The 22933-nt window shown below is 72.5% G+C and carries 19 protein-coding genes; 5 read left to right on the top strand and 14 right to left on the bottom strand.

Translation table 11 applies throughout. From position 1 onward, the window contains the following. Positions 1-18 precede the first annotated feature (18 nt). The 6 genes from ACWCXH_RS16265 to ACWCXH_RS16240 all read right to left on the bottom strand — a co-directional run bounded on the left by ACWCXH_RS16265 (position 19) and on the right by ACWCXH_RS16240 (position 7954). Entirely contained in the window at positions 19-2817 is a 2799-nt protein-coding gene (locus tag ACWCXH_RS16265) for a helix-turn-helix transcriptional regulator (RefSeq protein WP_449802085.1), read from the bottom strand. 282 nt (positions 2818-3099) lie between these two features. Further along, on the bottom strand, positions 3100-4056 hold the full coding sequence (locus ACWCXH_RS16260) for an AraC-like ligand-binding domain-containing protein (RefSeq protein ID WP_449802084.1): 957 nt from the start codon (positions 4054-4056) through the stop codon (positions 3100-3102). Between the two features lie 116 nt (positions 4057-4172). Beyond that, positions 4173-4991: a carbohydrate ABC transporter permease gene (locus ACWCXH_RS16255; RefSeq protein WP_449802083.1), complete on the bottom strand. Its 819-nt coding sequence runs from the start codon at positions 4989-4991 to the stop codon at positions 4173-4175. Between the two features lie 11 nt (positions 4992-5002). After that, the gene (locus ACWCXH_RS16250) at positions 5003-5926 is read right to left on the bottom strand and encodes a carbohydrate ABC transporter permease (protein WP_449802082.1); all 924 of its coding nucleotides are present in this window, start codon (positions 5924-5926) and stop codon (positions 5003-5005) included. After that, a complete protein-coding gene (locus ACWCXH_RS16245) occupies positions 5898-7151 on the bottom strand; it encodes a sugar ABC transporter substrate-binding protein (protein WP_449802081.1) in 1254 nt (417 codons plus the stop codon). Before ACWCXH_RS16245 ends, ACWCXH_RS16250 begins: the two co-directional genes overlap by 29 nt. Positions 7152-7216: 65 nt before the next feature. Continuing rightward, positions 7217-7954: an alpha/beta fold hydrolase gene (locus ACWCXH_RS16240; protein ID WP_449802080.1), complete on the bottom strand. Its 738-nt coding sequence runs from the start codon at positions 7952-7954 to the stop codon at positions 7217-7219. A 290-nt stretch (positions 7955-8244) separates the two neighbouring features. On the opposite strand from ACWCXH_RS16240, the gene ACWCXH_RS16235 reads away from it, so the two are divergent. Then, complete coding sequence (locus tag ACWCXH_RS16235) at positions 8245-9123, top strand: ribosome-inactivating family protein (protein WP_449802079.1); 879 nt, start codon at positions 8245-8247, stop codon at positions 9121-9123. 72 nt (positions 9124-9195) lie between these two features. Here ACWCXH_RS16235 and ACWCXH_RS16230 read toward each other — a convergent pair whose 3' ends face one another. Together ACWCXH_RS16230 and ACWCXH_RS16225 are read right to left on the bottom strand one after the other, a co-directional pair. Further along, positions 9196-11943, bottom strand: coding sequence for a helix-turn-helix transcriptional regulator (locus ACWCXH_RS16230; protein WP_449802078.1), 2748 nt, complete (start codon positions 11941-11943; stop codon positions 9196-9198). 125 nt (positions 11944-12068) lie between these two features. Further along, positions 12069-12527 (bottom strand): SsgA family sporulation/cell division regulator, encoded by a 459-nt coding sequence (locus tag ACWCXH_RS16225; protein WP_449802077.1) that lies wholly within the window; start codon positions 12525-12527, stop codon positions 12069-12071. Between the two features lie 609 nt (positions 12528-13136). Between ACWCXH_RS16225 and ACWCXH_RS16220 the strand changes: the two genes are divergently transcribed. Continuing rightward, positions 13137-14024 carry a helix-turn-helix domain-containing protein gene (locus tag ACWCXH_RS16220; RefSeq protein ID WP_449802076.1) on the top strand — a complete coding sequence of 296 codons (888 nt, stop codon included), beginning with the start codon at positions 13137-13139 and terminating at the stop codon, positions 14022-14024. 272 nt (positions 14025-14296) lie between these two features. Here ACWCXH_RS16220 and ACWCXH_RS16215 read toward each other — a convergent pair whose 3' ends face one another. Together ACWCXH_RS16215 and ACWCXH_RS16210 are read right to left on the bottom strand one after the other, a co-directional pair. After that, positions 14297-15220 carry a VOC family protein gene (locus tag ACWCXH_RS16215; protein ID WP_449802075.1) on the bottom strand — a complete coding sequence of 308 codons (924 nt, stop codon included), beginning with the start codon at positions 15218-15220 and terminating at the stop codon, positions 14297-14299. Positions 15221-15385: 165 nt separating this feature from the next. Further along, positions 15386-16222: an alpha/beta fold hydrolase gene (locus ACWCXH_RS16210; protein ID WP_449802074.1), complete on the bottom strand. Its 837-nt coding sequence runs from the start codon at positions 16220-16222 to the stop codon at positions 15386-15388. Between the two features lie 249 nt (positions 16223-16471). On the opposite strand from ACWCXH_RS16210, the gene ACWCXH_RS16205 reads away from it, so the two are divergent. Continuing rightward, complete coding sequence (locus tag ACWCXH_RS16205; protein ID WP_449802073.1) at positions 16472-17026, top strand: Dps family protein; 555 nt, start codon at positions 16472-16474, stop codon at positions 17024-17026. 222 nt (positions 17027-17248) lie between these two features. Here ACWCXH_RS16205 and ACWCXH_RS16200 read toward each other — a convergent pair whose 3' ends face one another. The 4 genes from ACWCXH_RS16200 to ACWCXH_RS16185 form a co-directional block, all read right to left on the bottom strand. Next, positions 17249-18013, bottom strand: a complete 765-nt coding sequence (locus ACWCXH_RS16200) for a GPR1/FUN34/YaaH family transporter (RefSeq protein ID WP_449802072.1) — start codon at positions 18011-18013, stop codon at positions 17249-17251. Positions 18014-18109: 96 nt separating this feature from the next. Next, positions 18110-19534 (bottom strand): dihydrolipoyl dehydrogenase family protein, encoded by a 1425-nt coding sequence (locus ACWCXH_RS16195; RefSeq protein WP_449802071.1) that lies wholly within the window; start codon positions 19532-19534, stop codon positions 18110-18112. 151 nt (positions 19535-19685) lie between these two features. Then, on the bottom strand, positions 19686-20168 hold the full coding sequence (locus ACWCXH_RS16190; RefSeq protein ID WP_449802070.1) for a DoxX family protein: 483 nt from the start codon (positions 20166-20168) through the stop codon (positions 19686-19688). 29 nt (positions 20169-20197) lie between these two features. Next, positions 20198-20860 carry a hydrolase gene (locus ACWCXH_RS16185; RefSeq protein ID WP_449802069.1) on the bottom strand — a complete coding sequence of 221 codons (663 nt, stop codon included), beginning with the start codon at positions 20858-20860 and terminating at the stop codon, positions 20198-20200. 298 nt (positions 20861-21158) lie between these two features. Here ACWCXH_RS16185 and ACWCXH_RS16180 point away from each other — a divergent pair, with 298 nt between their 5' ends. Continuing rightward, entirely contained in the window at positions 21159-22241 is a 1083-nt protein-coding gene (locus tag ACWCXH_RS16180) for an LLM class flavin-dependent oxidoreductase (RefSeq protein WP_449802068.1), read from the top strand. A gap of 17 nt (positions 22242-22258) precedes the next feature. Further along, positions 22259-22882 carry an FMN reductase gene (locus ACWCXH_RS16175; protein WP_449802067.1) on the top strand — a complete coding sequence of 208 codons (624 nt, stop codon included), beginning with the start codon at positions 22259-22261 and terminating at the stop codon, positions 22880-22882. Positions 22883-22933 lie beyond the last annotated feature (51 nt).

Below are 22933 nucleotides of genomic sequence, written 5' to 3'. Positions count from 1 at the left end.
ACGGGGAGGGCGCAAGGGCTATTCGCCGCCGAGGTCGGCCAGGTGCAGCTGGCCGCGGGAGGTGATGTCCAGCTTCTGGAAAATGCGGCGCAGATGCTGGCCCACCGTGCGGTGGGAGATGAACAGGCGGGTTCCGATCTCGCGGTTGGTGATCCCGGTCGCCGCCATCCTGGCGATCTGCAGTTCCTGCGGGGTGAGGCTGTCCGCGGTGGACGGTGTGGCCCTGCGGACGGCTTCGCCCGCCGCGCGCAGTTCGGACCGCGCGTCCCGGGCGAACACGGTGGCACCCAGCGCGTCGAAGCTCTCCACGGCTGCCCGCAGGGGCCGGCGGGCCTCCAGGATGCGGCGCTGGCGGCGCAGCCACCGGCCGTAGGACAGCTGCAACTGCGCTCGGTGGAACGGCCAGTTGACCAGCTGCCTGTCGCCGAGGGCCCGCAGGTAGGAGGCCTCCGTCTGGTCGGGGGCGACGACCAGGGGACGGGTGCAGGTGGCCATGACCCTCAGGAGCGGGGCGGTCGTCTTCTCGGCCAGCGCGCTGAGGCGGGCGTGATGGTGCGCCGCCTCGTCGGTGCGGTCGGTGCGGACCGCGGCCTCGATGAGGTCCGCGGCGCCGAAGACGCCCAGGACCGGGTGGTAGGTGATGTCGGCCGGATCCAGCACCCGCGTCAACTGCTCGTAGGCGTCGTTGTACAGCTTGTTGGCCATGGCGTGGCGCCCCTTGGCGAACTGGGCGAAACCGAGCATCGAGTGCGCTCCGGCGGAGAGCAGTTCCGCCTCGGCCGTCCGGATGAGCTCGTCCGCGGTGTCGGACTCCCCGCGTTCGCTCGCCAGGGTGGCCAGGACCAGGTCGGCGGCGCACGCCCACAGGGGTCGGCCGGTGTCGCGGGAGAGCCGCCGGGACTCGTCCGCCGCAGTGTGCGCCAGCCGGTGCTTGCCGAGGTGGAGCGCAGCCCACGCCTGACACACGAGGGCTTCGCCGAGCAGTCCCAGGCGCCCCTGCCGGCGCAGGCCGTCGACGGCGGCACCGTGGTAGGGCCAGGACAGGTCGAGCGCCCAGATCCCGGTGAGCGAGGAGCCCAGGGCGTGCTGTTCGGCCGGGTCGTCCACGACCCCCGGAGCGATCCGGGCGGTCGTGTCGATGATCCGGGCCGCTTCACCGACGGGGTCGCCCAGGGCGGCGACGGACAGGGCCATCGGGTCGCTGTCGTGCCGCTGCAGCCGCCGCGCCGCCTGGACGAAGAGGTCGCGGGTCTCCTGCGTCGGGTTGTCGTGCCAGCACCTGATGGACAGGGGCCACAGCGCGTTGAGCGCGAGTGCGGCGCCCGCGCTGTCGGCACCGGCCAGCTGGTCCGCCACGTCGGCGAACGCCCTCACCCGCTCGGGTCCGAGCCAGCTCTCGTGGTTCAGCACTTCGCTCCACAGGGTGAGGCGAAGCCTCTCCTCGGTCCGGAGTTCCGCGGACCGTGCCTCGGCGAGCTGCTGGCGTGCCGTGGCGGCCTCGCCGAGTTCGAAGTTGATCTCTGCCGTGCGCAGTAGGAGCCGGCCCCTGTGCGTGTGGGGGAGGCTGCGGAGGGCCGCCTGTAGCAGCGCCTCGGCCGCGGCTCGTGGGGCACCTCGGGTCAGTGCTCTGAGGGCGGCTTGTTCGAGGTCGAGCGCCACGTCGTCGTCCGCCCCGGGGGTCGCGGCCGCACGGTGCCAGGCCCTGCGTTCGGGCTGTCCGGCCAGTGCCCTCGCCAGTGCCGCGTGCGCGCCCAGCCGGCGGGACGGGCTGGCGGCATGGTAGATGGCCGAGCGGACCAGAGGGTGGCGGAAGTGCACGTCGTGCCCACGGATTTCGAGTAGCCCCGCGTCGACGGCGGGTTCCAGGGCGGCGACCGAGAGGTCGCCGCCGACCAGGACCTTCGCGGTCTCGATGATCTCGGCGAGGTCGCCGCCGTCGTCGGCGGCGGCGACCAGCAGGACGGTCTGGGTGAGCTCGGGCAGCTCCGAGGCGCGTGCGAGGAAGGACCGCTCCAGGCGGCGGGTGGTCGGCACCAGGGGCAGCAGGGACGGCGGGCCGTTTCCGTCCCCGCGCAGCGCCGTCGGCAGTTCGACCAGTGCCAGCGGATTGCCGGCGGCCTCGGCCAGGATCCGTCGACCGAGGGAAGGGTCGAGCCCGGGCGTGCGTGCCTGCAGGAGCGCCGCCGCGTCGTCGTCGTCGAGCCGGTGGAGCTGCATCTCGGCCAGGCCGGCGTCGTTCAGCACGCTCTCGTGGCCCTCGCGGACGGCCGTGAGCAGGGCGACCCGGTCGCCTTCGAGGCGTCGGGCGACGAAGGCGAGCACCTCGCTGCTCGCCCGGTCGATCCACTGCACGTCGTCGATCAGCAGGGTGACGGGGGCTTCGTGGGCCAGGCTGCTGATCAGCTCCAGTGAGGCCAGCCCGACGGAGAACATCCCGGGCGCGGCGCTGTCGTTCATGCCGAAGGCCGCGTACAGGGCCTGCCGCTGGGGCTCCAGGAGGGACGGAGCGTGGTCGGGCAGGACCGGCGCGAGCAGCTGGTGCAGCCCGGCATAGGGAACGGAGGCTTCGGACTGCACACCGAGCGCCGACAGGACCCGGCCGCCATGTGCGAGGGCGGCTTCCCGGGCTGCGTCGAGGAGGGCGGTCTTCCCGATGCCGGCCTCACCACGCAGCAGCAGGGCGTCGCCGGCTCCGTCGAAGCAGCGGGAGAGAAAGTCGGACAGGAACCGCAGTTCGCCATCGCGCCCGTACAACACGTCCCCGTCCGGAGTCACCACCGCGAGAGCGCCGGCTCGCTCGGGTGCGGATGACTTCACCCCTGGGACCTGTGTCCCGACACACCTTCACTCGGTTGAGAACAACCCTCGCCTTACGGCCCGAAGGTAACATAACCCCAGGTCAAGGAAGGAGCGCTTCCCCGCCGTCGATGTCCGGGCACGGATGGCACGTGCCGCACCACGGAATCAGGACCGTGATCGACCTGGAAACGCTGCGGCCCGACATCGCCGGGGCGGTCGATGGCCGCCGCCGGGTCCGTCCGGGAAAGCGCGCAGCCGACCGGGAGGCCCGTTCTGGGCGCCCGCCGGGGTGGCGGAGGGTCATCGTGCCTGGTTGCTGCTGATCTGCCAGTCCCTGGGAGGCATGCCGTAGGCGGCGCGGAAGGCCCGGCTGAAGTGGCTGGAGTTGGCGAAGCCCCAGCGGCGGGCGATGCCTGCTATGCCGAGTTCCGCGGCGACCGGGCGGAGGAGGTCGCGGCTGCAGCGTTCCAGGCGTTGGGCGCGGATCCAGCTGCTGACCGTGGTGTTTTCGAGGTGGAAGAGCTTGTGGAGGAATCGGACCGATATGAAGTTGGCCTCCGCGATCGTGGACGGGCAGAGGTCCGGGTCGCGGAGGTTGCGCAGGATGTGGTCCTTGACCCGTTCCAGGGAGGCCGCGTTCCGCGGGGCCTGTTGGCGGGAGCGGCCGGAGCGGTCGTCGACCAGTAGGGCCAGCAGGTCGAGTGCGGTGCTTGCGGCCCGGCGGCCGACGGCCTCGTCCAGGACCTGCGCCTCGCGCGCCATCCGGGAGAGGTAGGTGGCGACCAGGGCGGCGCTTCCCTCGGTGCCGCTGAAGGGGGTGGCGGTCAGTGCTCGGAGATCCCGTTCCGGGACGTCCAGCTCCGCGCGGGGGAAGTGGAAGGAGGTGAAGACGAAACCCTCTTCGATCTTCTTCCGGAAGACCCGGGAGGTGTCGGTGATGGAGAACTCGCCCGGTCGGATGACCGACTCCCTGCCGTCCTGCTCCTTGAGCGCGGTGCCGCGCTCCTGCAGGCTGAGGATCAGCGACGGGGGGTCGTCGTCGGCGATCATGCGCCGGGTGCGCGTCACCACCTGCGGTCCCGCCTGGACCCGCAGTATCCGGACCGGGCCGAGTTGGTGGCCGGTGATCGTCCCGGGCGACGGCACCTCCTCCAGGAGGTCCACGGCCATCGGCACGAAGGCGTGGGACACCGCCTCGTGCCAGCTCTCCGCCCGGTCGGAGGCGGACAGTCGCGCGGTGGAGAGAGATGCGGGCACCGGGTTCCTCTCGGGTCGGTCGGCCACCGGTGGCCCCGTCCACCGCTGTGCCTTCCGGACCACCATGCCAGCGGGCCCGGGGCGGGACATCGCGTGAACCTAGTAGATCGGGGGCCTCACTTGACGGCTGCACCGGTGGCGGCGCTGGTGACGTGACGCTGGGCGACGACGAGCAGGACGGCGGCGGGTACGGAGGCCAGGACGGCAGTGGCCATGACGGCGTTCCAATGGTTGGTGTGGGCGCCGAGGTACTGGTAGACGCCCAGGGTGATCGGCCGGACGGTGTCCGTGGTGGTCAGGGTGAGGGCGAAGAGGAAGTCGCTCCAGGCGAGGAGGAAGGTGAAGACGCCGGCTGTGACCAGTGCGTTCCGGCTCAACGGGAGCACCACGGAACGGAAGACGCGCAGTCGGCCGGCGCCGTCCATCCGCGCGGCCTCGATGACCTCCTCGGGGATGCTCCGCATGAACGAGTGCAGGACGACGATCGCGAAGGGGACGCCGGCGGTGGAGTCGGCGAGGACCAGCCCGAGGTGGGAGTTCAGGAGCCCCAGGTCGTTGTAGGCGCCGTAGAGCGCGTTGGCCACCACGATGCTCGGCACCGCCTGGGTGGTCAGGATGCCGAGGAGTACGACCTTGGTGCCGCGCAGGCGGAATCGGGCCAGCGCGTGGGCCGCCGGTGCGGCGAGAGCCAGGCTCAGCAGCGCGCTGCCGAGGGCCACCACCAGGCTGGTGACGAGGTTGCGCCCCTGGTCGCGCAGCGCGGTGGCGTATCCGCTGAGGTCCGGGTGGAGCGGGAACCATCCTCCGCGCAGGGTGTTGCCGGCCGGCTGGAGGGAGGCGTTCACCATCCAGTAGACGGGGAACAGCATCAGCGCGAGCAGGACGATCCCGACGAGGGTGGACAGCGGACCGCCGCGGCCGGGTGGGCGTTTCACGGGAGCGCCTCTCAGACGGTCCGGGCGCGTCGGTCGGCGCGCAGGTGGAGGACTGCGAACACCAGCGAGAGGACGATGAGCAGGTTGCTCATGGCGGCGCCGCGCCCGAAGTCGAACTGCCGGAAAGACAGTTCGTAGGACTGGGTGGCGATGGTCTCGGTGGCCCCGGCAGGCCCTCCGCCCGTGACCACCAGGATGACGTCCAGCACCTTGACGGTGTAGACCACGCCCAGCACGAGCACCACGCCGACCGCCGGCCGCAGCAGTGGCCAGGTGATGTGGCGGAACGAGGCCAGTGGGCCGGCGCCGTCCAGCTTCGCCGCCTCGTACAGGTGCGGGGGGATGTCCTGCAGACCGCCGTACAGGATCGCGGTGTTGAAGGGGACGCCGACCCAGATGTTGACCAGGACCACCGACAGCAGCGACTGGGAGGTGCCGGTGAGCCAGGGAACGCCGGACGACGTGAGGTGGAGGCCGCGCAGCACCGCGTTGACGACTCCGGTGTCGGGGTCGAGCATCCACTTCCAGGTGGTTCCGGAGGCGACCAGCGGCAGAAGCCACGGCACCAGCAGGAGCGATCGCAGCACGCCGCCGAGCGGGAAGCGGCGCCGGAAGAACAGGGCGAAGGCCAGGCCGACGGCGAACTGCCCCAGGACCGAGCCGGCCGTGAACACGGCCGTGGTCAGCAGGGTTCGGGGGAAGCGGCTCGACGAGAGGACCGCCGCGTAGTTCCGCAGCCCCACGAACGGGGCGTCACCGGTGTAGAAGGTCGTGACGGTGTACCGCTGGAAACTCATCGCGATGTTCTCGACGACCGGGTAGCCGAAGAACAGCAGCAGGTACGCGGCGGCGGGCGCGATGAACAGCCACCGTGCCCATGGCTCCCCGCGCCGAACCGGCAACGGGTCAGTGGCCGGTCGCGGTCTGCTGCGCATGGCTGAGGGCTTCCGCCGGTGTCTGCCCACCCGTCAGCGCGGACTGGATCGCGGTGTATATCCCCGTCGCCGCCTCGGGCCACTCGACGCCGAGCTCGCTGGTACGGGCGCGCGCCACCGTCACGCTCTGGGCGAAGGCAGCCATCGGCGGGTTCTGCTCGGTCTGCTGGGCGGCCACCGCGGTGCGGGAGGGCACGGTGCGGTGCTCCTGGGCCAGGGTGAGCATGTTCGAGGGGGAGTTCAGGCAGGCGAGGACCCGGGCGGCCTTCTCCTGCCGGGCTTTGGAAGGGCCCTGCGGGACGGTCCACACCTCGCCGCCGAGCGGGGTGACCGGGGTCTGCCCCAGCCGGGGGACGGGGACGGGGGCCACTCCCCAGTGCAGGTTCGCGTCCTGCTCCAGAGCCGGGATGCGCCAGGGGCCGTTGATCATCATGGCCGTCCGCCCGGCGACGAACTGGTCGTGGACGTCGGCCTGGGTCCAGTTCAGCACCGACTTCGACATGGAGCCGCTGTTCACCAGGTCGACCCAGAGCTGGAGCGCCTGCGCGGCCTGGGGGGTGTCCAACTGCCGTTCGTCGCCGCCGTTGGACCAGAGGAAGGGCAGGAACTGCCAGGTGCCCTCGAAGGTGGCGTTCGCGTCGACCGCCATGCCGTAGCGTCCGGGACGGGTCAACGCGGCTGCGGCCGCCTTCAGTTCGTCCCAGGTCCTCGGGACGGCGACGCCGGCCTCGGCGAGCATGTCCTTGTTGTAGATCAGGGCGACGGTGCTGACGTTGGGGGCCAGCCCGTACAGCTTGTCCTGGTAGGTGCCCGCTGACACGATGCCCGGGGCGAAGCCGTCGGCGTCGATGCCGTAGCCGTCCAGCGGGGTCAGTGCGCCGGTCCGGGCGATCTGCTGCAGGTCGGGGTTGTCGAGCATCAGCAGGTCGGGGAGGGTCCGCGAGGACGCCTGCTGCAGGACCTTGGGGATCAGGGACGCCCCCGGGACGCTCGTCTGCTCGACCCGCACCCCGACCGTTCGGCCGCACGCGGAGAGCAGGTCGCCCCACTGGGCGTGTTCGGCTTGGTCGGTGTAGTAGTCGAGTGCGGTGATGGCGGTGACCTCGCCCCCGTCCGGCCCGGAACCGGTGCGGTGACCGCACCCGGTGGCGGCCGGCACCAGGAGGAGGAACCCGGTCAGGAGGGCGGCGATCCGCCAAGCCGACGATCTGGCCGGTGAGATCATGCTGGTGCCTTTGCCGGGTGTCGGGGGGGTCGGGGTCCAGTCGGACTCTTCCGTTCGAACGCACATTAAACACCCCCCGGAGTACCCATGGCGTGCCCGGTGGCCTCCCGAATCATCGCCACCACGGCTTCGGGCCGCGACAGCGGGACGGCGTGCGAGGCGTCCAGCACGTACTCGGTGGCCGCCATGCGTTGGGCCATGAAGCGCTGGGCAGCGGGGTTGAGCATCCGGTCGGCGGTCGCGATGGCGTACCAGCACGGCTTGTCCGCCCAGGCCGGCGAGCCCGATCTGTCGGTCAGCGCGCCGCAGGCCACCGGGCGCTGTGCAGCGGCCAGCGCCTGCCCGGCCGCGGGTGACAGGTCGTCGGCGTACAGCTGCCGGAACCGCTCCGCGCGGATGTACACCTCGCTGTCGGGGTCGGAGGGGAGGGCCGTGGTGACGGTGGCGTCGGCCAGCGGGGAGGGGGCGAAGCGGTTGGTGATGTCCAGCACGCACTCGCCGGCGTCGAGGCCGAACGCGGCGACGTAGCACAGGGCCACCACCTGGTCGGCGTCATCGGCCGCCTGGGTGATCACCGCGCCGCCGTAGCCGTGGCCGACCAGGACGACGGGGGTGCCGAGCCCGCGCACCAGGCTCCGGACGCACGCGGCGTCACGCTCCAGGCCGCGCAACGGGTTCGCAGGGGCGTACACCGTCACGCCGGCGGCGCGCAGCGGGCCGATGACCTCCGACCAGGACGAGGCGTCGGTGAACGCCCCGTGGACCAGCACGACGGTCGGCGGAACGGGGGTGGGTCTGTGCATGCCGGTGGCCTTCGACTGGGCGGCGGAGCGGGACGGGGCGGAGTCCCAGCCAAGCGGGCCGGCCGTGGCGGGGCATCGCGTGAACGTACCAAGGAGGTGTGGCGAGCTCCGGCGGACCGTCCGGCGGCCGGGCGCGAGCTGCCCGCCGGTGTCGGGCGACGGCCGGGACGGCCTGTGCGCTCTCGGGCACACGGCGATGCGCGGTCGGCCAACTCCCGCGGCAGGGCGGCTCCTAGCCTCGGGTTGAAACCGACCTGACCGACCATCACTTCGGAGACACCGAGAAGACCGTGCTGAAACGACTCTGCTCCGCCCTGCTGACCCTGGCCGTCTCCGTGGGCCTGGTGACGGCCCTCAGCGGCACCGCGTCCGCGACCAACTACCAGGTGATCGACTGGAACATCTCGAACATCACCGCAGGCGGGAACACCCACCACCAGAACTACTGGAACCTGATCGACGCGATCCACCGGCACACCTACGGTGACGTGACCGGTGTCAACAACGTCACCGAGACCACCACCGAACGCGGCCGGCTGGTCCAGGTGCGCGTCCTGGACACCAACAACACCCACCTCGCCTCCGTCTACCTCTGGGCGAACGACCTCTACGTCGCGGGCTTCTACGCCCCGCAGAGCAACACCCACTGGGCGTTCCAGGACCGGATCAACGAGTTCCAGAGCGCGCTGGGTGTGACGGTGCCCGCGAACCGCCGGATCGCCAGCGGCAACTACGCGGACATCCCGGGCGGCAACAACCGGGGAACCCTCGCCCCGAACCCCGGGAACATCTACAACGCCATGCGCACCCTCGGCCGCGCGACGACGTACAACGACGCGACGGGGCGCGCCGTGCTGATGGCGACCCAGATCTTCTCCGAGGCGGCGCGCTTCGGCGTGGTCTTCGACGTCGTCCGGGGCAACATCCAGGACCCCAACCGGAACCGACCGCTGAACTACGTCGACCCCGACCCGAGGCGCGGCACCATCCTGGCCGCCAACGTGGAGAACCAGTGGGGGGCCATCAGCCGGTTCATCCGCAACGCGCGCGCCAACCCGTCCGGCCAGAGCGTCGATGTCATGGGCCACAACGTGACCACCATCGCGGCCGTGCTCTACTACATCGGCTTCATCGAGGCCAACGGCGGCATCATGCACGGCAGGTCCTGAAACGGGACAAGGGCGGCCCACCGGCGCCCGCCGATGGGCCGCCTCGGCTGTCCGTGACCCGCCCGATGCTCCTCAGGCCGCGGGGAGGGAGGCGACCAGGTTGGCGAGCTGGACCCGGGAGCCGATCGACAGCTTGCGGAACACGGACGTCAGATGGGTGTTGACGGTGTGCGGGGACACCACCAGCACGTCGGCGGCCGACCGGTTGGTGTGGCCCTGGGCGACGAGACGCGCGACCTTCTCCTCCGAGGCCGTGAGGGCACCCCAGCCCTGGACGGGGCGCTGTACGGCAGCCGTCCGGCGGGTGTCGGCCCCGGCGCCCGCCAGGACGCGCTGGACCTGTGCCGTCGCGGCGTGGGCGCCCGACTCGGCGAACGCGTCCCGCGCGTGCGCCAGCGCGGCCACCGCCTGGCTTCGCCGCCCCGCGGCCAGGAGGGCCCGGCCGAGATCGGCGTGGGCGGCGGCCCGGGTCAGCGGGCGGGGGCTCGCCCCGAGCAGGTCCACGGCCTGTTCGAGCACGGCGGGGTCGTTCCGTACGAGCCCACGGGCCTGCACCGCGATGCCGGTGGCGGTCGGCACGGACGGGTTGCGTCCGGCGTGGGCCTCGGCCTGCGCGGCCAGGTCTTCGGCGAGCTGCCGCTCCCCGCCGCGCAGGGACATCCGGACCGCGGCGTCGACCCAGTCGCGCAGCAGGCGCCACCGCATGAAGGGCCCCTGCTGCTGAACCCGGCGGATCTGGTCGACGGCGAGTGCGACGTCCCCGTCGGCCTCGGCGTGGACGGCCTCCAGGAAGCGCACCGCGGCCGTGTTACCGGGGTTCGGTTTGACGGCGAGTTGTTCCCGGGCGGCGAGCAGGTGCTCCCGGGCCGCCTCGCGGTCGCCGCGCAGCAGGGCGATCCGGGAGCGGATCACCCGGCCGTTCACCTGCTGGACGGGCACCCCCACCTCGTCCTCCAGGCGCTCCATGGTCACGAAGTCGGCCTCGGCGTCGTCGAGTCGGCCCAGCCCCAGGTCGTGCTGGCCCTGGGCCCACAGCAGCATGGCCTGACGCACCGCACCGCCCCGGTCCGCCGCCCGGAGGAGCAGGCGCTCACCGGAGGCGAAGTCGTCCACATGCACGTGCGCGACGACCTCCTCGGGGAGGAAGGCGGAGTCGATGGCGCTCAGCGCGGCGAAGCGCTCCAGCGCGATCGCGTTCTCCCCCGCGTTCAGCGCGATCTCGCCCAGCCCCGACAGGGCCAGCACATGGGCCTCCCGGTCGCCGATCGCGGTGGCGGTCCGCAGCGCGGTCTCGCCGGCCTCCCTCGCCGTGGCCAGTTCAGGGCCCCGGGACAGGGCCAGGGCGCGCAGGGCGGCCAGCCGGGCGCAGATCTCCGGGGCGGAGCCGCCCGCGGCGAGCGCGGCCTCGGCCCGGCGGCGCAGTTCGTCGGCGAGGTCCATGGCCCACAGGGCCCCGCCCAGGGCGGACTGGAGCCGGCCGAAGGTCATGAGCGGCGGCCGGGTCGCCAACAGCCGGTCGCCGATCTCCAGCGCCTCGCGGTCGCGGCCGGCCCGGGTCAGGCAGAGGATCGTCTGCTCGCCCACATCGAACTTCAACTTCCCTGTCGGCGGAGCCAGTTCGAGGGCTCGTAGCATCAGGTCGGCGGCCGGGCCGGGGGTGACCGCCAGCACGTCGTCGGCCGCTCGCCGCAGCAGTGCCACGGCCTCCTCGTCCCCGGGCACGGCGCCCCGGAGGATGTGCGGCACGGCGTCGGCCGGCTGCCGGCCCGCGGTGACCAGGCGGCGGGCGGCCTCGCGGTGCAGGGCCTTCCGGGCCGACGGCGGGATGTCGGCGTAGACCGCCTGGCGCAGCAGATCGTGCCGGAAGACCAGCTGGTCGCCGTCGTCGTCCAGGAGCCCGGCGCGCACCGCTTCCTCGAGCGCCGGGAGCAGGACGGCGGCCGGGCGGTCGCAGAGCGCGGCGGCGTCGTCGAAGCCGAACCGGCGGCCCAGCACCGCGCCCATCTGGAGGAAACGCAGCGTGCCGGGCTGCAGGGACCGGAGCCTGCCGCGCACGCCGACCACGAGCCGCGAGGGCATGACGTCCTGCGAGGCGTCGGCGGCCCGCAGTCCGGCCAGCATCTCGACCGCCAGGAACGGGTTCCCGCCGGCGCCGTCGAGCAGGTCCCGCACCCACGTGTCGACCGCCGGCCCGAGCGTGTCGTCTGCCAGTTGACCGATGGCCGCGCCGGACAGCGGGCCCAGGGACACCGTGACCGTCGGAAGGTTGCCGGCGGCGGCCGCCACGATCTCCTCCGCCGGGCCCGCGGGCTCGCGGCGCCCGGTCAGCATCCACAGGACCGGCGAGGTCCGCAGACGGGTCGGCAGCTGCTGCAGGGCGAACCGGCTCAGCGCGTCGGCCCACTGCACGTCGTCCAGGCCGATCAGCACCGGCGCGTCGGTGGCCCGGGCCTCGATCGCCTCCGCCAGGCGCTCCACGAGCCAGATCCGCTGGTCGTGGTTGCGGGCGAGATCGGCGAGGTCGTCGCCGGACAGCAGCGGCCGGTCGCCGTGCAGGACGCTGGCCGCCAACGACGAGAACGGCACGATGTGGTGCAGTTCATCGGCCTTGCCGAGGCCCACGGAGAACCCCGCCGCGGCGGCCCGGGAGACGGCCTCGGCGAGCAGGGTGGTCTTGCCGATGCCCGGTTCCCCCTGGATCAGGGCCAGTGCGCCACTCCCGGTGCCGGCCACCGAGGTGATCAGCGCCTGGAGCTGTGCGAGTTCGGCCTCCCGGCCGCGCAGACCGCGATGGGACAGCGGAGCGCCTGACCCTGCCATTCGAGCTTCTTCCCGTCCGCCCACGCCGACCGGAGCCGGGGTCCGGCCGTGCCACTGTTCCCGGCTTCCCGAGGGTACGCGGTGGGTGTTCGGCCGCTGCACCGCAGGTGGCGGCAGCGGGACCCTCAGCCAGTGTGGCCGGGCAGCACGGCGTCCCAGTCGATCGCGTCGGCTTCGGCACCCGGGGGGACGAGGGCGAAGGTCTCCCGGCGGAGCCAGCGGCGCACCTGACGGGACGGGAGGTCGATCAGGACGACCTCGTCGCGGTTGCGGAGCATGACGCGCAGGGCCGCCCGGCCGTGGCAGGTGCAGGGGGGCCAGATCCGGACGTCGCCGTGGCCGGCCGGCCGCTGCAGTCCCTCCCAGAGGAGGTCGCGGGAGAACTGCCAGACGCCCGCCTCGGCGGCCGGCCCGAGGAACTCGAGCGCGACGGCGATCGGGTCGTCGCTGCGGTAGCCCAGGCGCACGCGGACGTCGAGGGACTCGTGCTCGCCCAGGACGAGTCGGGCGTCGAGGAGGATCTCGGTGCGGGCGGCCTCCCGGCGGGGCCGGGAGGAGCTGGGCAGCGACTGGTGGGCAGGCATGGATTCTCCTGGGTCGGTATCGGGGTCGTTGTCGGGACGGGTGCCGGCGCCGGTATGCGAGAGGTGGGGTGGGGTTGAGCGGGGCGGCGCAGTGGTCCCGCCCCGGCCCCGGGAACTGCCGTGGACACGGGGGCGGCGGATCCGCCGTTCAGGCTAGGGAAGGGGGTCGGCGGGGATGTTCCGGTGGTGCACGGCGACGTGACGGCCCGTGCACCTTCCCGGCCGCCGGGCCGGCCGGAAAGCGGGTTCGTCGGAGCCTGCACGTTGTCGGGGAACGGTGCGGTCAGGCGGTCTCACCGACCGTCGTCGCTCCGGTGCCGGTGGCCGAACTTCGCTGCCCCGCAAGCTCTTTGGTCTCCCAGCCGAGGTGCCGTCAAGGCCTTCTCCGAGGAGTGGACGCCACTCGGGATGAGCGCCGTCCGGGTCGGGCGCAGCCGCCGGAACCTCCGTTTGTTGAATGTTTGTCCAGTCGTTCCGCTCCTTGTATGAATGGCGTCAGAAGAACTTCCCCTCCTGAGCGCCCCGTTGCCGGCGCCGCCGCCCCGCCGTGCCGCGAGCCGCCCTCGCCGGCATCCGCACAGCACCACTTCCAACCGGTCGGAGTCCCCCGTGAACCAGTCGGGTCCCTCGCCCATGCTCGAAACCCCCGCGCCCGAAGCCGAAACCCGCCTGCTCGACCAGGCCGCCCGCGGCGGGGGCAACGGCTGCATCGACATCCTCTCCCCGCCGCCCGGAACCGATCCCGAGGACTGCCTCTACGTCGCCCTGCACGTCCACGGTGCGGCCTCCGTTCGACGCGGCGGTGCCAGCACCGCGCTGGCCCCGGGGGACCTGCTGATCAGCGCCACCCCGCACCCGGCGGGCCTGTTGCAGGACTCCGAGTGCCGGATGGTCCGCTTCCGCGTCCCCTGCTTCTACCTGGGCGTCCGGCAGGGCGATGTCCGGCGCGCGGGCGGGCTGATGGCGCGGGGGAACGAGGGGATCGGCTCGCTCGCCTTCCAGTTCCTCCACACCCTGGCCACCCAGGCGCGGGCTCACCGGGCCCGGCCAGGCCACCACCTCGCGCTCAGTGCCTCCGACATCGTCGCCATCCTGGTGACCGAGCTGCTCGACCGGGAGGACCCGGAACACCCGAACGGCGCGACCGAGTTGCTGTCCCGGATCCGCGTCCACATCGAGCAGAACCTCGCCGACCCGAACCTCTCGCCCAGATCGATCGCCCGCTCGCAGCACATCTCGGTGCGCTACCTCCACAAGCTCTTCCAGCAGGACGGGATGACCGTGGGCCAGTGGGTGCGACGGCGTCGGCTGGACGCCTGCCGTCGGGAGCTGGGGCGCCCGTCCCGTCGGCAGGCCAGTGTGTCCGCCGTCGCGCATCGCTGGGGCTTCGTCAGCCACTCCCACTTCAGCCGGGCGTTCCGCGACGCCTTCGGCGTCTCGCCCCGTGAGTGGCAGGCATACGCCACCCGGACCGAGGGAATCCACCCCGCCTCCTGATCCCTCCACCCGGTGCCATCCGACCGGTCGCCGTACCCCCGAGGCCCGGCCGAAGTGTCTCCGGGGCGGAGGAACCGCACCCGATGAACGGCGGAACGGCCGTTGCGGGGGGGCGGGTGAGGACACGCTCCGCGGGTGCCGCTGCTCGGCGCGTGCTGCCCAGCGGGCGCCGCCCGGGCCGCGTTGTCACAGATCGTCGGCACCGTGCACATGGCGCTGCACCGCCGGTCCTGGTGAGGACGGGCGGTGCAGCGCCTGGCACGGTCCGGAGGTCAGCGGCCGGCGTGGATCTCCGCGACGTAGCCGCCCGGGAATCGGACCATCGCGCTCTCCCGGCCGCCCGCGCGGACCGGCCCCGACAGCACGGTGGCGCCGGCCGCCCTGGCCCGGTCCAGGGTCGCGCCGAGGTCCGGCACGCCGTAGCCGGTGGTCTCCAGACCGAACGGGTGCGGCAGGTGGCCGTCCGTCACCGCGACGACGGTGGCGCCGAAGCCGGAGGTGAGCCGGATCAGCCGGTACGTCGTCCCGGGCAGGCCGATGGCGGCGCCGTCGGCCCGCCGCTCGTCGGAGACGACGCGGCCCTGGGTGAAGGCGAGGTAGCTGTCCAGGAAAGCGCCCACGGAGTCCGGCGACAGGTAGAGCCGGTTCTCCGGCACGCTGACCGGGGCGGGGTACGACGGCGCGGTGGTGTGGACGTACAGCTGGGCGTTGACCCCGCCGGGGAACTGGACGACGGCGTCCCGGCCGATCGGGTCGGCGAACGGCGCCACGGTCACGGCCGCGCCGTCGGCGCGGGCGGCCCGGACCGCCTGGTCGAGGTCGGTCACCAGCCAGCCGGTGCGCTCGGTTCCGAACGGGTACGGCACGGGCGTGGTGTAGTCGAACACCGAGAGCGTGCCGACCGGCGAGACGATCAGTTCGGACAGCGTCCGGCTGGGTGTCGGGGTCACCTGGGTGGAGACCGGGCCGATCGTGGTGCCGCCGAAGGTGGACGTCCAACTGGCCACGAAGGCCTGCTCGGCGCCCGGCGACACGTACACGTGAGTGGTGTCGTACTGCGGGCCGACGGCGAAGGGCCGGTGCGCGCCCGGCGGCTTCGCCGGGCTGCCCTGGGTGGCCGAGGCGGTGGGGACCGCCGCCAGTGCGGCGACCGCCGCCACCAACGCGACCACGCGTCGGGCGGATCGAAGCTTCACGGGGACCTCCTGGTCATGGTGCGCGCCCGGCGCCCGCGGGGAACGGGCGGGCGCCGGGCGCGGGTCAGTGGTCGGTACCGCGGTCGTCGGCTGGGCCCGGGGCCGGCGCCCGCGGTACCGACGGCGGGGCGGACGGCCGCCGTCGGGGGAGGGCGGCCGCCCGGGTCACTTCGCGAGGAAGGCGAGCAGCGCGGTGTTGACCTCCTCGGCGTGGGTCCAGAGCAGGCCGTGCGGCGCGCCCTCGATCTCCACGTACTCGGCGGACGGCAGCGCCCGGTGGAACGGCCGGGCCGTGTTCTCCACCGGCAGGATGCGGTCGCCGGTGCCGTGCAGGATCAGGGTGGGGACGTCGATGCGCGGGATGTCCGCGCGGAAGTCCGTGTACCAGGTGGTCGGGGCGGCCGAGGCGGCGAAGGAACCGCCGCTCGCGGCGACGTCCCAGCTGTTGCGGACGGCCTCCTCGCTGATCCGGCTGCCGAGGTTCTCGTCCAGGTTGTAGAAGTCCTGGTAGAAGGCGGTGTAGTAGGCGTACCGGTCGGCCTTCACGGCGGCGACGATGCCGTCGAAGAAGCTCTTCGGGGCGACGCCGTCCGGGTTGTCGTCGGTCTTGAGCAGGAACGGCTCCAGGGAGGCCAGGAAGGCGACCTTGGCGATCCGGGCCGAACCGTAGGTGGACACGTACCGGGCGACCTCGCCGGTGCCCATCGAGAAGCCGACCAGCACGGCGTCCCGCAGGTCGAGGGTCTCCAGCACGGTGTTGAGGTCCGCGGCGAAGGTGTCGTAGTCGTAGCCGGTGGTCGGCTGCGAGGACTGACCGAAGCCGCGCCGGTCGTACGTGATGACCCGGTAGCCGGCGGCCAGCAGCTCGGCGCTCTGCCGCTCCCAGGAGTGTCCGCTCAGCGGGAATCCGTGGATCAGGACGACCGGCTGCCCGGTGCCGTGGTCCTCGTAGTAGAGGTCGATGGAGGCGGAGTTCTCCTGGCCAACGGTGATGAACGGCATGGTTCTTCCTATCTCTCGGTCAGCGGGTGGCTGCGATGGGGCTCACGCTAGGGGCGGCTGTCGTCGGCTGGTTGCCTCGGAGAGCACCCGGTGTCGCCCGAGAGTGCTCCGGTTGCCCGGCGACTCACCCGGGCCCGACTCCCGCGCGGGTGCACGGAAGGAACGCAGGCGGTGCGCCGTCGGAACAGGCCGGGGGCCCGCGCGTTCCTAGCCTGATCCCCGAACAGCCCAGCCATTCCCGGGAGCACCATGAACAGCCAGCCGCACCTCCACCAACACGGCGCGGAGATCCAGGAGTTCGGCAGCGTCACTCAGTTGCCGATCGCGCTCTCCCACGACGTCCGGCAGTACTCGTGCCAGAGGCTCAACCGCGTCCTCGCGGACACCCAGTTCCTGTACTCGCTGTACAAGAAGTGCCACTGGGGCATGCGCGGGCCGACCGCCTACCAGCTGCACCTGCTCTTCGACAAGCACGCCCAGGAGCAGTTGGAGTTGGTCGACGCGCTTGCCGAGCGGGTGCAGACGCTCGGTGGCGTCGCCGTGGGCGATCCCCGGCACGCCGCGCTGATCACCGGGGTGCCGCGCCCGCCGGACGGCGCGGAGGACGTGCACTCGATGCTCTCGCGCCTGCTCGACGCCCACGAGACCATCCTCGCCGACGTCCGCGACGCCGCCACCCGCACGGCGGAGCTCGGCGACGACGGTACCCAGGACCTCCTGGTCTCCCAGATCATCCGCACCGGCGAGACCCAGGTCTGGTTCCTGGCCGAGCACCTGGTCGTCACCCCCGAGACCGGGGCGTGAGCGCGGGCCGGGACCGTTCGTCGGCGGGCCCGGCCCGCTCGGTGCCGGGTCCGTTCGTCGGCGGGCCCGGCACTCTTCCGTGCCGTCCACCGACTCCAGGGGTGCGGACCCCGCAGGCCGTGGACGAAACGCGATTCGGCTGTGCTCGTACCCGGTCCTCGGGTACGAGCACAGCCGAATCGCGTCCCGCCGTCGGATCCGGGCGGTCGGCCGGGCCACCGACTACAGGGTCCGGCGCACACCCGCATGCCGTTCCAGCCGGTGCAGCTGATCGGCCAGTCCCGCGTGCATGGCGTCCCGCACGGGACCGCTGCGTCCGATCCACAGGGCCTCCCTGCCTCGGAGCTCCTCCAGCATCAGGGCGTAGGCGGCGTACATCGCGACCGCCGCGAGGAGCATGCCGAGTGCCCCGGCGGTGCGGCCCAGCCAGGCCGCGCCCGAGAGGCCGTAGACGCCGGCGACGAAGTAGCGCGGTACGGCGATCAGCAGGAGCAGCCACAGCACCTTCTTCGGCTTGGCCACCGATGCCATCAGCGCGGCGAAGACCGTGAACGCCAGGTTCAACACGCCGAGCACCTGCGCCCCGCCGTGGGCGTCCGCCGAGGTGACCAGGCCGTTGGCCAGCCAGGCGCCGGCGAATCCGCCCATCAGCGTCGCCGCGATGACGTCACGGGCGCCGAACGCGAGGATGCTGACCAGTAGTTGGAGCGCGAAGGCGGAGAAGACCGTGAGCGCCACGGCCTGCCGGTTCGCACTGTCGATCACGCCGAGCTGCAGGCTGCTGGTCACGACGGAGGAGATGGCCACCGTGAAGAAGCCCAGGGGCATCGGCGAGGCGATGGGCCGCAGGGTGATCCGTGTCATCGCGTGCAGGTCCGGCCCGGCTCCGGTACCGGCCACCGGATCCGTGCCCGTGGGCGTCTCGATCCCGGCCACCGTCGGGTCCGGTTCGCGCACCCGCTCGTCTTCTCTCGATGCCGCCACCATCATTTCGCTCCTTGCTCTCGGTACTTCGTGTCTTCGGGACGACCACCGACAGGGCGGCCGCCCGCTTTCTCCGCGGCTTCCGCTGCGACTTCTTCCTCAGCCGCGCCAGGCCTCCAGCAGGCGCAGCCAGACCTCGCTGATGGTCGGGTAGGCGGGTACCGCGTGCCAGAGCCGGCTGAGCGGCACCTCGGCGGTGACGGCGATGGTCGCCGAGTGCAGCAACTCCGTGACCCCGGAACCGACGAAGGTGGCCCCCACCACGGTTTCCCGGTCCAGATCGATGACGGCCCGTGCCCGGCCGCGGTATCCGTCGGCGTGCAGCGAGGCCCCTGCCACGTCGGCGATGTCGTAGTCGACGGCCCGCACCCGCAGGCCCCGTGCGGACGCGTCGGCGAGGGTGAGGCCGACCGAGGCCGCCTCCGGGTCGGTGAAGACCACCTGGGGCGCGCCGGCCCGGTCGGCGGTCGCGACGCTGCGCCCCCAAGGGGCGACGTCCAGTTCCCGGTCGGCCGCCCGGTCGGCGATCGCCGTGCCGAACACCCGTGCCTGGTACTTGCCCTGGTGGGTCAGCAGCGCGCGGCCGGTCACGTCGCCGGCGGCGTAGAGCCAGCCGCCGTCCACGTCGACGGCCAGCCCGGTGTCGTCCACCGCGATCCACCCGCCGGGCTTCAGGCCGACGGTCTCCAGCCCCAGGTCTTCCGTGGCGGCCCTTCGCCCGGTGGCGAACAGCACCTCGTCGGTACGCAGTTCACCGTGTTCCCCGAGGTCCAGGACCACCTCGCGGTCGCGGGTCAGGCCGCTCACCGACACCCCGGTCCGTACGTCGACACCGGACTCCCGAAGGGCGGTGGCGACGAGGTCGCCCGCGAAGGGTTCCATCCGTGGCAGCAGCCCGGACCCGCGGACGAGCAGGGTCACCCGGCTGCCCAGTGCGCTCCAGGCCGTGGCCATCTCCGCGGCGACGGCGCCGCCGCCGACGACGGCCAGTCGGGCGGGGACGTCGGCGGAACTGGTCGCCTCCCGGCTCGTCCAGGCACCCGTGTGCTCGATGCCCGGAAGGTCGGGCAGGGCGGCGCGGGTGCCGGTGCAGACCGCCACGGCGTGGCGCGCGGTCAGGACGCGGCGGGCTCCGTCGGCGCCGTCCACCAGCACGCGCCGCGGGCCGTCCAGTCGGCCGTTCCCGCGGACCAGCGTGATCCCGGCGGAGTCCAGCCAGGCCACCTGGCCCTGGTCCTGCCAGTGCGAGGCGAAGCCGTCGCGCCGACGCAGCACCGCCGTGGCGTCCGGAGCGCCCGTGACGGCCTCCCGGGCGCCCCGCAGGCGCCGGGCGTCCCGCAGGGCGGCCGACGGGCGGAGCATCGCCTTGCTCGGCATACAGGCCCAGTACGAGCACTCGCCTCCGACGAGCTCCCCCTCCACGATCGCCACGCTCAGCCCGCCCGCCCTCGCGCGATCGGCGAGGTTCTCCCCGGTCGGACCGGCGCCGAGCACCACGACGTCGAACTCTTCGGATCCACTCATCTGTCAGCCGTTTCCTCGTCACCCCCCCCGGGGGGGGTGACGATCGTTCACAATCGAATGAGTTTGCCGTCGGCGTTCCTGTGTTCCGGCGGTCTCGGGCCCCTGGGCGGTTCTGCTGCCAGGGGCCCGAGACCGTTCGGTCGCAGCCGCCTCAGGAGCGGTGCAGGGCGAGCCGGGTGGCCAGGCCGCCGCCCACCCCGGCGACCACGGCCGCGGGCAGCCACCACAGCGGCCAGTGCGCCAGGCCGAGGACGCCGTCGGCCGACCACTGGCCGGGGCCGGTGGCGGTCAGCGCCGCGCCGATGACGATCAGGACGAACGGGAACTCGTACCCGTCGTGCTGCACCCACAGCCCGTGGGACCACTTGACCGTCAGGGCGACCGTCATCACGCCCATGAGGCCCGCGCCGGCCAGTGGGGTGAGCAGCCCGGCGGCCAGCATCAGTCCGGCGCCGATCTGGGTGCCGCCGGCGGCCAGCGCGGTGAGCCTGCCGCCGCGGAAGCCGTCGCCCCGGAACTCGGCGCTGCCGCCCTCCAGGCCGCCGCCACCGAGGTGGAAGCTGATCTTCTGGACGCCATGGCCCGCGATCAGCAGGCCGGCGACCAGGCGCAGCAGGAGAAGGCCGGTGTTCATGTCGGACTCCGTCGGTTCGATGCGGTCCGTCAGCCGGCGGCGTGCGGGTCGATCATGGAGTGGGCGTAGACCAGGCCCAGGCCGTAGGCCCCGCCGTGCTCCTTGACCAGCTCGGTCACCGGGACGTAGGTCTCGGCGCGGGCCCAGTCGCGCTGGAGCTCCAACAGGACCTGGATCCAGGTGACGGGCACGGCGCCGGCGGCGGTCATCCGCTGCAGGGCGTGCTCGTGGGCCAGCGGGCTGACGCCGCCGGAGGCGTCGGCGACGACGTAGACCTCGTAGCCCTGGTCCAGCGCGGAGAGGGCCGGCAGGACGAGGCAGACCTCGGTCCACAGGCCGGAGAGGATGATCTTGCTTCGGCCGGTCGCCTTGACCGCCTCGACCAGGGCCTCGTCCTCCCAGGCGTTCATGCTGGTGCGGTCGATGACCTCCTGGTCGGGGAAGACGGCCCTCAGCTGCGGGAGGAGCGGGCCGGAGAAGGACTCGGCGGCGACCGTGGACAGCACGGTCGGCACGCCGAAGATCTTCGCGGCCTTCGCCAGACCGACGGTGGCGTTGATGATCGCGGTGCGGTCGCCGCTGCCGGTGCCGAAGAACATCTGCGGCTGGTGGTCGACGAACAGCATCATCGCGTTGTCGGGGGTCAGCAGGTCCGGGCTCGGAGCGGCGTGGACGTTGGCGAAGTCGACCATTGGTCTTCTCTTTCCCTGGGAATGCAGTGAATTGGCGTGACATCAGGCGACCGTCCCGGATCGCCGGGGCGCCTCGTTCAACGACGCTAGTGCGGGCCGCCCCGGGTGTTCTGCTCGCTGTGTGCCCGGGACTGTCCTGACAACGCACGACAGGCCGGGGCGAGCCGGTCGGGCGTTTCAGTGCGCTGCGGGGCCACTGGTCATGCGCTGCGGACGTCCTTCGCGCGTCGTCGGCTGCCTAGGTTTCGCCGGGCGGCCCCGTCGGGCCGCGATCAGCCAGCGGAAAGGCGGCAACCCCATGCAGTTCGGGATATTCAGCGTCGGCGACGTGACGGTCGATCCGACCACGGGACGGGCGCCGAGCGAGCGCGAGCGCATCAAGGCGATCCTGGCCATCGCGCTCAAGGCCGAGGAGGTCGGCCTGGACGTCTTCGCCACGGGCGAGCACCACAACCCGCCGTTCGTCCCGTCCTCGCCGACGACCATGCTCGGCTGGATCGCCGCGAAGACCGAGCGGATCATCCTGTCCACCGCGACCACGCTGATCACCACCAACGACCCGGTGAAGATCGCCGAGGACTACGCGATGCTGCAGCACGTGGCCGACGGCCGTGTCGACCTGATGCTCGGGCGCGGGAACACCGGCCCGGTCTACCCGTGGTTCGGCCAGGACATCCGCCAGGGCATCCCGCTCGCGGCGGAGAACTACGCGCTGCTGCACCGGCTTTGGCGCGAGGACGTGGTCGACTGGGAAGGCCGCTTCCGCACCCCGCTGCAGGCCTTCACCGCCACGCCCAGGCCGCTGGACGGCGTGCCGCCGTTCGTCTGGCACGGCTCGATCCGCAGCCCCGAGATCGCGGAACAGGCCGCGTACTACGGCGACGGCTTCTTCCACAACAACATCTTCTGGCCCCAGGAACACACCCGGCGGATGGTCGAGCTCTACCGCAGGCGCTTCGCGCACCACGGCCACGGCACGCCCGAGCAGGCGATCGTCGGCCTCGGCGGGCAGGTGTTCATGCGCAAGAACTCCCAGGACGCGGTGCGCGAGTTCCGCCCGTACTTCGACAACGCGCCGGTGTACGGGCACGGGCCCTCGCTGGAGGAGTTCACCGAGCAGACCCCGCTGACCGTCGGCAGCCCGCAGGAGGTCATCGAGCGCACCCTCGGCTTCCGCGAGGCCGTCGGTGACTACCAGCGCCAGCTGTTCCTGATGGACCACGCCGGCCTGCCGCTCAAGACGGTGCTGGAGCAGCTCGACATCCTCGGCGAGGAGGTCGTGCCCGTCCTGCGCGAGGAGTTCGCCAAGGGCCGGCCCGCGACCGTTCCCGACGCCCCCACCCACGCCACGCGCCGGGACAACGTCCCCGCCGCCTCCTGACCAGGACGGAGTCCCCCATGGAACCGAACTCGCCGATCACGCTCGCCGTGATCTCGGGCGGGCTCAGCCAGCCCTCGTCCACCCGCCTGCTCGCGGACCGCCTCACCGAGGCCACCACCGGCCACCTGGCCCGTGCCGGTCGTGAAGCCCGCGTGCGCCTGCACGAGTTGCGCCCACTGGCCACCCCCGTCTCGCACCACCTGCTCTCCGGCTTTCCCACGCAGGCACTGGGCGGCGCGCTGGAGGAGGTGAGCACGGCGGACGCGCTGATCGCCGTGTCCCCGATCTTCTCGGCCTCCTACAGCGGCCTGTTCAAGTCGTTCTTCGACCTGCTCGAACCCGGCGCCCTGGCGGGCAAGCCGGTGCTGATCGGGGCGACGGGCGGCACCGCGCGCCACTCCCTGGCCCTGGAACACGCGATGCGTCCGCTCTTCGCCTACCAGCGCGCGCTCGTCGCACCGACCGCGGTCTTCGCGGCCTCCGAGGACTGGGGCGGCACGGGCGACACACACACCGACAGCCTGCCGGTGCGGATCGAACGGGCCGGGGGAGAGCTCGCGGCGCTGATCCTCGCGGCCCTGGCGAATCCGCGGCCGGCCGGCGGCCCGGCAGTGACTCCCTCCGCACTCGGCTTCCACTGACCCCGCGCACACCCTCGACCCCCACCGCCGAACACCACCGAACGAAGGGGC

The organism is Kitasatospora sp. NPDC001660 (genome assembly GCF_053596725.1).
The sequence above is the reverse complement of the archived record's forward strand: the minus strand, read 5'-3'. Positions and strand labels throughout refer to the sequence as shown.